The sequence below is a fragment of the Cohnella abietis genome (genome assembly GCF_004295585.1).
Classification (GTDB): Bacteria; Bacillota; Bacilli; order Paenibacillales; family Paenibacillaceae; genus Cohnella; species Cohnella abietis.
In genome coordinates, this window is sequence record NZ_AP019400.1 from 366035 (window position 1) to 378938 (window position 12904).

At 45.4% G+C, this 12904-nt stretch carries 10 protein-coding genes; 7 read left to right on the plus strand and 3 right to left on the minus strand.

What is annotated here, in order from left to right; all coding sequences use genetic code 11:
- Positions 1–213 precede the first annotated feature (213 nt).
- The 4 genes from KCTCHS21_RS01505 to KCTCHS21_RS01520 all read left to right on the plus strand — a co-directional run bounded on the left by KCTCHS21_RS01505 (position 214) and on the right by KCTCHS21_RS01520 (position 4094).
- Positions 214–1359, plus strand: coding sequence for a serine hydrolase domain-containing protein (locus tag KCTCHS21_RS01505; RefSeq protein WP_130604809.1), 1146 nt, complete (start codon positions 214–216; stop codon positions 1357–1359).
- Between the two features lie 160 nt (positions 1360–1519).
- Positions 1520–2224, plus strand: a complete 705-nt coding sequence (locus tag KCTCHS21_RS01510; RefSeq protein ID WP_130604810.1) for an aminoglycoside phosphotransferase family protein — start codon at positions 1520–1522, stop codon at positions 2222–2224.
- Between the two features lie 11 nt (positions 2225–2235).
- Positions 2236–2940, plus strand: coding sequence for a CD3324 family protein (locus KCTCHS21_RS31590; RefSeq protein WP_232058027.1), 705 nt, complete (start codon positions 2236–2238; stop codon positions 2938–2940).
- A 212-nt stretch (positions 2941–3152) separates the two neighbouring features.
- Positions 3153–4094, plus strand: coding sequence for an NAD-dependent epimerase/dehydratase family protein (locus tag KCTCHS21_RS01520; protein WP_130604811.1), 942 nt, complete (start codon positions 3153–3155; stop codon positions 4092–4094).
- A 46-nt stretch (positions 4095–4140) separates the two neighbouring features.
- On the opposite strand, the gene KCTCHS21_RS01525 is transcribed toward KCTCHS21_RS01520, so the two are convergent.
- Positions 4141–5010 (minus strand): helix-turn-helix transcriptional regulator, encoded by an 870-nt coding sequence (locus tag KCTCHS21_RS01525; RefSeq protein WP_130604812.1) that lies wholly within the window; start codon positions 5008–5010, stop codon positions 4141–4143.
- 166 nt (positions 5011–5176) lie between these two features.
- Positions 5177–6130 carry an aldo/keto reductase gene (locus KCTCHS21_RS01530; RefSeq protein WP_130604813.1) on the minus strand — a complete coding sequence of 318 codons (954 nt, stop codon included), beginning with the start codon at positions 6128–6130 and terminating at the stop codon, positions 5177–5179.
- A gap of 335 nt (positions 6131–6465) precedes the next feature.
- On the opposite strand from KCTCHS21_RS01530, the gene KCTCHS21_RS01535 reads away from it, so the two are divergent.
- On the plus strand, positions 6466–7653 hold the full coding sequence (locus tag KCTCHS21_RS01535; RefSeq protein ID WP_157993914.1) for a serine hydrolase domain-containing protein: 1188 nt from the start codon (positions 6466–6468) through the stop codon (positions 7651–7653).
- Between the two features lie 102 nt (positions 7654–7755).
- Here the strand turns inward: KCTCHS21_RS01535 and KCTCHS21_RS01540 are convergent, their stop codons facing one another.
- On the minus strand, positions 7756–10389 hold the full coding sequence (locus KCTCHS21_RS01540) for an RCC1 domain-containing protein (RefSeq protein WP_130604815.1): 2634 nt from the start codon (positions 10387–10389) through the stop codon (positions 7756–7758).
- A 205-nt stretch (positions 10390–10594) separates the two neighbouring features.
- Here KCTCHS21_RS01540 and KCTCHS21_RS01545 point away from each other — a divergent pair, with 205 nt between their 5' ends.
- Complete coding sequence (locus KCTCHS21_RS01545) at positions 10595–12148, plus strand: histidine kinase N-terminal 7TM domain-containing diguanylate cyclase (RefSeq protein WP_232058028.1); 1554 nt, start codon at positions 10595–10597, stop codon at positions 12146–12148.
- 204 nt (positions 12149–12352) lie between these two features.
- On the plus strand, positions 12353–12850 hold the full coding sequence (locus tag KCTCHS21_RS01550) for a DinB family protein (protein WP_130604816.1): 498 nt from the start codon (positions 12353–12355) through the stop codon (positions 12848–12850).
- Positions 12851–12904: the final 54 nt, after the last annotated feature.

Below are 12904 nucleotides of genomic sequence, written 5' to 3' on the forward strand. Positions count from 1 at the left end.
GTTGCATATGGCTGTTAGCATATCTTCCTGTGAGTTTTGGAGCGAGTGTTCTTGTCCATGACGGATGCGAAGCTGGTGTAATGAATCGGCCAACGGAGCGCGTTAAGCTAAATTCAGACTAGTTAGTTTTGTTTTGCCTCATTACAATTTGCAATCTAGATTCTATCATAGGAGTTAGACTCATGAGTCGGATTGTATTGGAGGAGGCACGTTATGAATTTCGATAAGCTGACAGCTTACTTGAATCGGTTCTACGAAGAGAAGAACATACCCGGCGTCGGACTGGCGATGTATTACAAGCATGAGCCAGTGTTCGAGCATTATACCGGCTATGCGGACGTGGATAATCGAATCGTGTTCGGGCCTGACACGATATTCCGGTTGTACTCCGCGACCAAAGTCATTACATGTACGGCGATGCTGCAGTTGGTAGAGTCGGGCCGGGTGAAGCTTAGCGATCCGCTGTACGCTTATATTCCGGAATATGAACATGTAACCGTGCGTCATCAGCTGCCGGACGGTGCACAAGAGCTCCGACCGTCGACTGTGCCAATTACGATAGAGCATCTGCTCAGCATGACGGCCGGCATCGAGCAATATGACACGCCGGAGGCGCGGCGCGTTATCGCGGAGTCAGGCGGCGAAGGTCGAACACTCGATGTGATTCGGGCGCTGGCGAAGGAGCCGCTGCTGTTCGAGCCGGGAACGCGCTTCAAATACACGGTCTGTCACGATGTGTTAGGCGCGGTTATTGAAGTCGTATCGGGTAAGCCACTTGGTGCGTACATGCAGGACCATATTTTCGATCCGATCGGGATGACGGATACTTCTTTCGACTTGAAGGATGAGACGCGGTTCGCGAAGCTGTACAATCGGTTCAACGGCAAGACGCACAAGGCGGAAAGTATTGGAGAGTCGTTCAACTTGAAGCCCGGTCGGGCGTACGAAAGTGGCGGGGGCGGACTGTATTCGACCGTGCCGGACTATACTCTGTTCGCCGAAGCGCTGTGCAATTACGGACTTGCGCCAAGTGGGGAGCGTATTCTGCGGCCCGAAACGGTGAACGATCTGCGCAAGCGGCGGCTGCACGCAGAGGCGCAGCAGGATTTTGCAAGCTTCGGCGGTGTGAGCAAAAGCGGCTATAGCTACGGACTCGGCGTGCGTACCTTGGTCAACCCAGAGGATAACAATGCGCTCAGTATGAAGGGCGAATTTGGCTGGGATGGTGCTCGCGGCTGCTACGTCGTCATCGATCCGGATGCCCAGATCACGCTATTCTACGCGCAGCAGGAGGCCGGATCTCCATGGTATCAATGGCACGGCTCGGTGCGCAATTACGCGTACGCCAGCGTGTGGTGACACGATCAACGCGATCGCCTTTCAGCGTGGGTTCTACATTGTGCAAAATTCGTTTTAAATCGTGATTGCCTATTTTCCACGAATCTCCAATGCTATGATTTTCCCAGATCAGATGCGCGCCTGAGACTACTGGGATGAGGATCATAAAGGAGATGACAAGATGAGCAGGGACAATTTTCTTAGGTCGATACTGTCCGAGAAGGTCAATATGACGCCCGACGGGTTCGTGGCCGATCAGCTGACCCCGCAACAGTTCTGGGACTGCCACGAATTGTTTTTCGATAAAATTCTCGAGATTCATTCATCGGATATATCGGGAATAGAAGGTTATGGAAACTTCAATGAGGAATGCCGAACGGGAAACGCGACTTATAGGGATTATCTAATCGACGACTTCGCTGACGATAAGGAAGGTTACTGGTACAATTGGAGGGAAATGTTCGATACGACGCTCTTAAAACGGGAGTTCTTCGAACAATATTACAAGGAAATCGAAGACAGAATTCCTTATTGCGAAGATAAGCGTTACTTGGTCAATAACTTCATGTTCTTCACAAACATGATTACGGATGGCAACATAATGGTCGGGTTTCCAGATTGGACGTTTGCCGGCATTGGCGACTTCCTGACGGACATCGCGATTATGGACTTAAATAAGCCTTACATGCGTATACCGGAATTATTTGTCCCGTATTGCAAGAAGCGGGGAATCGACATTCCGGACTTCAAAGAAAGATTCTTATGCGTGGCGTATTGGAACGGGCTTAACGGATTGCGTTGGCATGCATCGATCGACGATGAGGAGTCCTGCACGTCGATTATTAAGTCCGTCAGCGAGCTGAAAGATCGAATCTACGCCCTATAGACGGTGATCGAATGAAATACGAGAATGCCGGCGACTTGATTCCGGCCGAGTTATTGAGGGAAATTCAGAAGTACGCGGCGGGCAAGCTGCTGTATATTCCTTCCGGGGATGAGAAGAGGGCATGGGGGGAAGCCTCGGGGTACCGGGATCAGTTGCATAGACGCAATCGAATGATCCGCAACAAGTACGCCCATGGGCTCACGGTGTCGGAACTCGCGGACGAGTATTTCTTATCGTTGGACTCCATCAAGAAGATTATTTACTCCAAAAAAAATAACCATGGATACGCGACATATACGCCGACGATACATTCGGCCGTCCAATATGCGAACGCGGGGATCCTCGAAGAGTGGATTCACTGCTATGTGCAGTTCACCCGAAAAGCCGGGCCTGATTCACGCGAGTTCGGTAAAGATCATCTCTATTTCGGCGTTGTTAAGTTCCCTTTGCGTCTTATTCAAGCGGAGGGTATTGAGAGCGATCAACGCCAGGTCGACGAAGACAATGAACAGGCATCCGCAAGTCTGCCGCTCCTTATTCAGTATGAGCAAGGAAAGTTTTATTGTGCGGAACAGAAGGAAATGTTGGCGGGATTAAAACAGCGCAAGATAAATGCGTATCCATCCATCATCGTATTGAAAGAGAATGCCGATTATAAACGGTTTATGAATCATTATGGTACGGTTTTGTTTTTCGTTGGCAGTAGCAGTATATAACATTTAGATACATCGCCTTGTGTGGTTATACACTATTGGCGATGTCTTTTATGCATCTGGCACTATTTAATGTAACGGTGGTCACAATAGTTTTCTCATTTTTGTGATAATATCTATTTGCTCAATGACAGATGAACGCTGACAAATACCGATTCTATGATATTGAAAAGCGATGATTTGATATATTATGACAGAGTAAAACGGAGGATAATATGAACATTCTTATAACTGGTGGGACAGGTTACATTGGGACAGTGCTCGTGGAAGAGTCAGTAAAGGCTGGGCACAATACATATGTTTTAACGAGAAATAGAGAAAAATCAGAGGCTTTAGAGAAGCAAGGCGTCAAAGTCATTGTTGGAGATATATTGCAGGATGGACAGTGGCAGCAAAAGATAAATGATATGGACGCAGTTATTCATTTGGCAGCTCCACCAACGTGGGGGAAAAAAGTAACTAAAAAAGTGGCACTTTCCTATGCGGATGGGCATTTGGAGTTAACAAAACGTCTTTTTGCAGCAATTGATCCCAAGCATCTTAAGCGTCTTATTTTTGTTGGTGGTACAAGTTATTTTGGTGATTCAGGTAATGAAGCGCCTAGAACAGAATCCTTCCAAGCTGAGCCAAAGGGTTGGGGACCGTATATTTCACCTTCAATTAAATATGCCAAAGAAAAAATTGCTGAAGGATATCCTGCTTCAATTGTGTTTCCTGCACAAATATATGGACCTTCTTCATGGATGGAGCAGCTATTTTTTCAGCCGTTGTATACTAATAAGCCGATTACATCTTTGAAGGGCTACAGTCCTTATTTTTCACCTATTCATATTGAAGATTGTGCACGTGCCCTTTTACATTTAATTGAGAAGGGTGAGATTGGAGAAGATTATATCATTTCTGATTTACAGCCGCTGAAATCCACAGTATTTAGAGATGAAATTATAAAGCTAATGGGTGTGAGAAACCCTAAATTCCGGGAAGTACCTCGCTGGCTGTGTCAATTATTGTTAGGACCAGTGCTGACAGAATATGCAACAGCTCACACTAACTTTTCAAGTAAAAAGCTTCAGGAAACAGGGTTTAAGTTCCGTTATCCAACATATATAGAAGGTTTGCCTCAAGTAGTTGACGCATGGCTTAAGCTGCAATCATAGCAAATTGACAGTGTGCGGAGTGATTTGGGTAAGAGGGATCAGGCGATTATGATTGATACACAAAAGTAGGCTCACTGTTCTTATGCTCTGTTTCTAGCAGCAGTCTCAGCTTATGGCGAGTATCCGTATCGATCGACGGTGTGTTAACATACATCTTCAGGTTGTTGTCTTCGGATACGAGAAAGCTGGTTAGCTCAAAGCTCAGCGGTCCAATCACGGGATGATTGAGCAATCTGTAAGTGTTCCGGTCTTTATTGAGCTGATGCATAGGCCACCATTGATCGAATTCCTTGCTGGATGCTCGAAGCTCTTGCACGAATTCTGTAAGCCAAGGATCTTCAATATATTGACTGCAATCGGCTCTGAACTTCCCAATCATCGACTGTGCACTAGTATCCCAATCCGGGAAGAGGCTTGCAAAGTTCGGATCTGTGAACATGATTCGCATCATGTTGCGGTTACTACATTCTAATTGGTTGAAATCATAGAACACAAGCTCAGCTGCCCGATTCCATGCGATGACATTCCAGCGATTGTCCACGATCATGGACGGCGATTCCACCAGATCGTCCAGCACATGCTGATGCATCGGGTTTACCTCATTATAGCTAGGAAAATAGGAAGGAGGGACATGCTGGGCGAGGGTATACATATGCACAATCTCTACGCGATTTAGTCTAAACACTCGAGAAAGACTCTCGAGAATTTGCGTAGAAACCTGAATCGGACGTCCTTGCTCAAGCCAGGTGTACCAGGTTACGCCTATTCCCGCCAGAGTAGCAACCTCTTCACGCCGCAAACCCGGTGTTCGACGGCGTAGTCCTGCGGGCAAACCTGCCAGCTGTGGGGATATTTTAGCTCGACGTGTTTTAAGAAAATCCCCCAGCTCTTTATAACGCTGCTTCTCATGATTCATTCAAAGGCCACCAGCCCTTCAGTACGTAATAGCTTTCGTGACAAAATGTAATCCTACATCTTGCCGAAGGATGCTAGTAGTATAAACGAATGGTTTTTCAATAGCAAAAGGAGCAATGCCATCACAGTTAGAATGTGATGGCATTGCTCCTTTATATAATGTTTGCTTAGTAGCGGGAACCGAAGACAATGCCTTGTGGGGCAATAGCATCGATTTGAGCGAGGTCAGCATTTGTCAGTTCAACGTCCAATGCGCCAAGATTTTCCTCAAGGTAAACAGTACGTTTTGTTCCTGGAATTGGCACGATATTGTCGCTTTGAGCGAGTAGCCACGCTAAAGCTAACTGGGATGGCTTACAGTTCTTCTCTACCGCAAGTTCTTTTATTTTGACCACTAGATCAAGATTTTTTTGGAAGTTATCTCCTTGGAATCTTGGTGAAGTACGGCGGAAGTCATCCGGCTCGAGATCTTCGTAGCGCTGAATCTGTCCTGTTAGAAATCCACGGCCAAGTGGACTATACGGTACGAAGCCGATGCCTAGCTCACGGCATGTCGGCAGAATAGAATCCTCGACATCACGATCCCATAATGAGTATTCAGTCTGTAGTGCTGTTATAGGATAAACTGCATGTCCACGGCGAATAAGGTCTGAGGATGCTTCCGACAGCCCGATGTATCGGATTTTCCCTTCCTTAACAAGCTCTGCCATTGCACCTACAGTTTCTTCAATTGGAGTATCTTGATCGACTCGATGCTGGTAGTAGAGATCAATATGATCGACACCGAGACGTTTTAGACTGGCCTCACATGCTGCCTTCACATATTCAGGACGACCACTCACGCTTATGGAACCATCTTCTCCTACGACAGCGCCAAACTTTGTCGCTAAGACAACACCATCTCTGCGGCCTTTAAGAGCACGCCCGAGAAGCTCTTCGTTTTCTCCCAAACCATAGACATCAGCAGTATCAAGAAGAGTCACGCCAAGCTCCAATGCGCGGTGAATAGTACGGATCGACTCCGCCTCATCCCGCCCGGCATAGAAGTCAGACATGCCCATACATCCAAGTCCTAAGGCAGATACCTCCAGTTTGCTGTTTCCAAGTGTTCTTGTTTTCAAGTCAGTCTCCACCTTTCGCATTCGGAAATATCAATATCAGGCTCACGTATTTTACGAGAAAAAATGATCCCTAAAAGCATCATACAGAGTACTACGGGATGTAGACAGAAGCTTGTTTATACTGGTATTCATACTACTATGATGCAGTAGGTGTGTTTTTTGTATGCATAATTTATCCAATAATTAATAGATTAATCCAAAAATAATTATTGAGGCGGCTTCTAGAAAGAATTTTATGTAAATAATTGGATTCATGTTATCCTTTTATATAAATATAGATTATCAATAATGATAGAAAAATTAAAAACAATGGAGGCTCTATGATCCCGAAAAGGTTGAAAGGATATTGGATAAAATCTATTGCGATGATGGTTGCGGTTTTTTTGTTCTTAGTGGTCGGATGTGCTGAAGAGAAAAAAGACATAAGCGAAAGCACGGTAACGCAAATCAGTTTAGCGGAAATAGATCTACCAAAGTTGTTAGAAGAGGAAATCCCAAAGTTGATGAAACAAAATAAAGTTCCAGGCGCTGCAATCGCGATTATCCATCAAGGGCACTTAGAGTGGGCAGAAGGATTCGGATACGCCAACGTAAAAAAGAAAATTGCAGTTGATGAGAAAACTATCTTTCAAGTAGCATCAAATTCGAAGTCCGTAAACTCTTTGGGAATATTAAAGTTAGTTGAGCAAGCAAAGCTTGATCTAGATAAGCCGGTAGAAAGCTATCTTTCCCGATGGCATATTCCCGATAGTGACTATGACAAGGAAAAAGTAACGATAAGAAAATTGTTAAGCCATACGTCAGGTCTATCCTTACATGGTTATCCAGGCTATCCCAAAGGGAAGAAACTGCCGACACTGGAGGAGTCATTAAGCGGTAAGAATAGCGCGAAAGAAAAGGTTAAGTTGATTTTTGAGCCGGGAAAGCAATATCAATATTCAGGTGGGGGTTACACGTTACTTCAATTAGCAATAGAGGAAATAACAAAGCAATCCTACTCGGAATTTATGAAAAGCGAGATATTAGACCCTTTAGGTATGTCCAATAGTTTGTTTGCTTTACACTCCGAAGAGGTGCCGAATCTTGCAGTTGGCTATAAAAAATCGGGAAAAGCTTACCCAATCATTTCTTACCGTGAATTGGCGGCGGCGGGTCTACATACATCAATAGTCGATTTTGCAAAATTCGTCGCTTCTATAGTTGAAGATAAAATCGAGATGAAGCCTGCTGGGAGAGAGGTATTGTCCAATAAATCTTTAGATATGATGTTTACGCCAGTGTTGAATGGGTATGGATTGGGGTTTGTTATTATTTCCCGTCAAGGCAAAGAGCTAATTACCCATGGGGGTGCGAATTTAGGTTACCAAAGCAACTTCTATATTAATAGAGACAGTGGGGATGGAATAGTCATCCTAACGAACAGCGATTCAGGGTTAATTATGATACAAGAAACGATTAATCTGATAAAGAAGTGGGAAACAGAAAACCAGAATAGCTATCAATTTGGTTTTGAGGCGATTTAACTGGAAAGCTGATAAATGGCTGATGCGCCTGATAATGAACTAAGAAATATTAAAAAAAACCAGAAGCCCCTCAGTTTCCTGAAGGGCTTCTGGTTTTCATGCCTATTTTACTTTGAGCGTTGCTCCTTGCGCAGTTTTCACAGCTTGAGGTTGATCATAATAGGACTTCGTGCCGTTGCCCAATTGGCCTGAGGTGTTATTTCTGCCATAGACGTACAGCTTTCCGCCGATGATCCAGTACATATTGCTGTCTTGAGCTTCGGCGAAGGTTACGTTCTGATACAGTTTTTTGGCTTGTAATGGATAGGCTGGGTAGCCCATAAACAGCATCTCGTTGTCGTTGGTCAGAAACAATGCTCCGTTGCGCGAAGCGCTTATGGAACGGTAGTTAAGCTTTTTGCCTACGTAAGTGAGAGTATAGCCGCTGATCCGGAACGGTTCATTCGTAACCTTGACCGGAGAGGTCAGCTTCTGCTTCATTCGATGGCTAATCTGATTAGCTGAATTATCGCCCCAGCCCCAAACATCTCCATTTTTGTCCAGTGCAAGCAAGTATTCGTCATTGGCGGTTGCTGCAGCAAGCTTGGTAATGTTTTTGAATCCGCCAAGCTGCTTTGCAGCAGTTATACCTTCTGTCACAACATTGCTCCAATACCATACGGAACCGTCCTTACGAACGGCATAGCCCCGCAGGCTACCCATGGAGATGGAGGAAGCGTCGGGAATTTGGGCAATAGTGCGAACAAAGTTGTCTTTATTTTCTGCCGCTGCACTGCCTATATAAACAGTTCCGCCAAGCTGATAAACAGTTCCCGATGCGCCTAGCACCGCTACGCTGTATCTCTGTACATCGATATCCTTAATAGCTTCTGGAATAAGCGTGATTCGTTCCGGCTTTGTTGAAGGCTCCATGCCAAGCCTACTTAGGTTACCCCAGCCGTAAAGCTCCCCCTTCTTGTTCAGGTACAAGGAGAAGCCTTGTCCTGCGGCCAGCTTTTTGACGTCCTGCGTCTTGCTGATAAGGATCGGACTAAGGATTTCTGTGTGATTGCTGCCGTTAATCTGCTTGCTTTCATTTTTGCCCCAGCCATAGATGGAGCCGTCGCTACTGAGTGACAGGACATGATCGCTGCTAGTGGAAACGGCAACGGCATTAGCTACCTTCGTAATAACGGACGGAGAGGATGGTAGCGGAGCAGCTGCACTGACACCCAGCTGTCCGAAGGCATTGCCGCCCCAGCCCACAATCAAGCCTTCGGCATTCACAGCCAGCATATGATCGGCGCCGCTTGTCATTGAGCTTCCTGCGGCGATCGTCTGCATCCCATTCAGCATAAGGTCCGGCTTGTAAGAAAGCGCCTCACTGCCAGTGTCCCACTTATAATACTGGCCGTCATTCATTAGTACATAGGGGCTGTTTCTAAAAACAGCAGCGGCTCCTTGCGACACTTTGCCTGGCTTCTTGATAAATGTATCCTCGGTCGATACGTAAGACCACAGCTCCGCCTGCTCGCTGATCATCAGTGGATAACCTCCCAGCAGCGAAATCTGGCGAATAGCCGGAAATCCCTTAAGCTGCTGAGGTTTTTTCGTCTCAACAATCTCGAACATATATTTGCCCAACCCGATCTGGCGCTCTTTGTTCTTGTTTGTATTTCCGGCTTGACTCGAGCTGGATATAACGCTCATGTTACCCCAGGCCCACACATTTCCGTTGCTTTGCAGAGCAAAATAGGTTTGCCCATAAAAGCTTTGACTGGCGGTCATGATGCTGGTTATACCGGACAGCGCGGAAAGCTTCGAAATGGCAATTTTAGGAGCTGGATAGATGCCATTTGAATTGGATTCGCCATAGGTCAAGGTCCAGCTATGGACGGTGCCGTCTTTTTTGAGAATTAGGCCATCGCCTGTATCATCCACGACAATTTCCCGCACTCCCGATATTTTACCGATACGGACGAGCGCACGGTTTTCTGATCTATGGTCCCATTGCCAGATTTCGCCCTGCTTGGTGAGCAGCGCTCCGGTTCTGCCGCCTGTGCTCACCTGCGCTATATCGGAAACTGCGGAAATGATTTTGGGCTGTCTCCATACAGCTTGAGAGCCTTCGGTGGTGGATTTGTCGAACACACCTGGAATACGCCCCCAGCCCCATAGCTTTCCTTGGTCATCTAGGAAATAAGAGACGGAGTCACCGGTGACGACACGCTGCGAGAGCTTAACGGCGGCCTCACCTAGCTTTCGGGAATCCTCCGGAGTAATGGCCAACTGCGAGCTGTCCATGTACTTGGCGTATTTATTGTTTCGGCTAAACAAGTCTGGATCGTTCGCCTTCAGCTTTAACGGAAATTTATCGGTATAGCCTGTTTTTTGACCAGATTGGTCTATCAAGATAATTTTTAGCTCATTATTTTTCAGTAGTTCTGGGTTGATGGGGGGCGTCTGCAAGCGGAAGTACCCTTTGGAATTTGCCGTTCCCTTGGTCTCGGAAAATACGATTTCTACAAATTCCTTTCTTCCGTTTACCGTTTCAAAGTCCCCCGTTGATAGTACGACCTTGACCTCTTCCCCCTCGGTGGCCTTTTCTAACAAACCGTCAATGGTAAGTGAATTATCGTCATGCTGTATAGCTCTGAATTCCATAAATCTCCACTGCTGTCCATTGACCGATGCCTGCCCTATCGGCACGAGCAATAGAACAACCGCTAGTATGATGGATAACCAACCTTTTCTCATCTCTGCCCACTCCAGTTGCGTGTAAATTTTTTTATCTGTTTTATATTGGCATTTGACAGGGGTTTTGGACAGGAAATTTTTAACTGCTTAAACTCTGCTAGATAGCAGAAATGGCACCATTATTTGTGAAAGAGCTCAGAATAGTAAACTGTCGAATTTTGCCTATGTTATAATTATTAATTATAACTTTGAAGGCGGGCATGCCGTGGTTTCGCAAACGACGATGTATATTACACTTGTCGGTCTTTCGGGAGCATTTAACCTATTTTTTTGTTACTATGTATTTTCCAGAAGATCAGAGATCCCTGCTTATCGCACCTATATTCTTTATACGTTAGTACTGTCGATTTACTCTTTCGGTTATGCTTTCGAGTTGGCTAGCGATACGATCGAGCAAGTGAAGGTATGGACAAGAATCGAATATATTGGAATTGCTACCTTTGCTCCATTGGGCTTGGTCATTATTCATCAATATCTCGGGCGTGAAATATCTGGTTTTATAAAAATACCGCTATTCTTCATACCGGCTATTACGTTCATTATGGTCATCACGAGCGATTATCACGATTTGTTCTACAAAGTGTTTGAGTTTAAAGAGGGTGTATCTCCTCACATTCTTTATATTGAGATCGGTAAGTGGTACATCGTACAAGATACCTACATGTTTTGCTGCACGGTAGCTGGAATATTATTGTTGCTCAGCAGGTGGAAGCAAACGCAAAGAGCGTATCGATTGCAACTGATCACATTAATTTGCGGTCTGTTGATTCCGATGATTGCCGGATTTTCTTATCGATTTGGCGTAACGCCCACGGGGCTCGACCCTGTTCCAATCAGCTTGTGCATCACATCTGCCCTGTACATATGGGCCACCATGTCTACAAAAATGCTGACCGTTATTCCGATTGCCAAGGAGACGATTTTCGACAGCATGGAGGAAGGCTTCATTGTTCTGGATTTATCGGACAGGCTCATCGACTACAATCGGGCAGTCAGCCGGATGATTCCTGCACTGAATCCTTGTACGATTGGCAAAAACCTGTATCAATCATGGGCAGAGCTTACGAGTGCTCCAGTTCCCTTCAATCATCATTTGGACCAAAATATTGAGGAATTCAATTGGGCTGATGGTGCGAGTAAGGAAGTTTACGAGGTTCGTTCTTCGGCTATGCGAAATCGGAACGGAGTTGTTGTAGGCAAATTGCTCATGTTCATCAACGTGACTGAACTGAAGCGGCTTCAGCAAGAGCTTGAGCAACGGGCTCATTATGACGGGCTTACGCAGATATTCAATCGTTCGGAATTCATTCATCGCGGTCGAGAGCTACTGGAACGATCTCGGGTGAATCAAAATCCATTCTCTGTTATTTTATTGGATATTGATTATTTCAAGCGGGTGAATGACAATTTCGGCCATGAAACGGGGGATAAACTGCTCATCCACGTTGCCGCCATCTGCCAGGCGATGCTTCCCGAGGGAGGATTGTTCGCTCGTTATGGAGGAGAGGAATTCGTATTGGCACTATCGTCTCCTCTTCGAGAAGCAAGTGAGCTTTCCGAGCGTCTACGTGCCACTTTGGAAAATACACCTCTAAATACCTCCAAAGGAACTGTCGGTGTAACTTCCAGCTTCGGAGTTGTAGAGGCCACTCATCGTCTCGATGAAACGCTAGAAGTTCTGCTTCGGAAAGCTGATGAGGCGTTGTATAGAGCTAAGCGTGAAGGGCGTAATCGTATAAGTATTGCTAATTCCCCTTAGCTGGGGCGATCCCTGCCCAAAAAGAACAAGCTGACGTTATATTGTCAGCTTGTTCTTTTTGATATGATGACCTTTTGCCATAGGACAGTTTCTTCGACTTAATCAGTTTCAATATCTGGATATGAACATCTTGACTTAAAGTACACTTTAAGGGGTATAATTTGAAACTTAACGTTCGAATTATGCGTAGCAAAGGGGATTCTTATGGAAAATAGAGAACAATTAGTGCATGAATTTGAGCAGCTTATTGCATATGCAGAAGGATTAAAATTGTATTCTGAGGCGGAGTTATCAAGTCCGATTGCACCAGGAAAATGGTCCCCTAAGGAAATCATGGCTCATATTATGGTCTGGGATCAATATTATTTTGAGTACGCAATTACTCCAGTAGCAATGCAGCAGGAAAACGCTATTATTACATCAAGCGATTTGATAGATGTTGAGAGTTTCAATCAGAAATCTACGCAAATTGCTAAGGAGCGAGCTGGTAGTGAGCTTTTTGATCTTGTAATTGAAACAAGAGAGCAGTTCATACAAAAGCTGAACCAAATTTCAGAGCAAAGTCTAAGGCATCCTTTCGTGGACGCAGATGGGGCAACCTTTGTCATATTTGATTTTGTTGTTGGCTTGATTGAGCATGATCAGCATCACATAAACCAGATTGAGAATTTATTAACGTCAACCAAAAGCGTAGTTAAGTAGCTGTCCGTATCTTGTTACGTGCCTGTATGTACTCGGCAGATAAAGATCTTCCCT

Excerpts from the sequence above, each read along its gene's own strand:
- KCTCHS21_RS01505 (WP_130604809.1), top strand. The coding sequence starts at position 214 with ATGAATTTCGATAAGCTGACAGCTTACTTGAATCGGTTCTACGAAGAG.
- KCTCHS21_RS01510 (WP_130604810.1), top strand. The coding sequence starts at position 1,520 with ATGAGCAGGGACAATTTTCTTAGGTCGATACTGTCCGAGAAGGTCAAT.
- KCTCHS21_RS31590 (WP_232058027.1), top strand. The coding sequence starts at position 2,236 with ATGAAATACGAGAATGCCGGCGACTTGATTCCGGCCGAGTTATTGAGG.
- KCTCHS21_RS01520 (WP_130604811.1), top strand. The coding sequence starts at position 3,153 with ATGAACATTCTTATAACTGGTGGGACAGGTTACATTGGGACAGTGCTC.
- KCTCHS21_RS01525 (WP_130604812.1), bottom strand. The coding sequence starts at position 5,010 with ATGAATCATGAGAAGCAGCGTTATAAAGAGCTGGGGGATTTTCTTAAA.
- KCTCHS21_RS01540 (WP_130604815.1), bottom strand. The coding sequence starts at position 10,389 with ATGAGAAAAGGTTGGTTATCCATCATACTAGCGGTTGTTCTATTGCTC.
- KCTCHS21_RS01550 (WP_130604816.1), top strand. The coding sequence starts at position 12,353 with ATGGAAAATAGAGAACAATTAGTGCATGAATTTGAGCAGCTTATTGCA.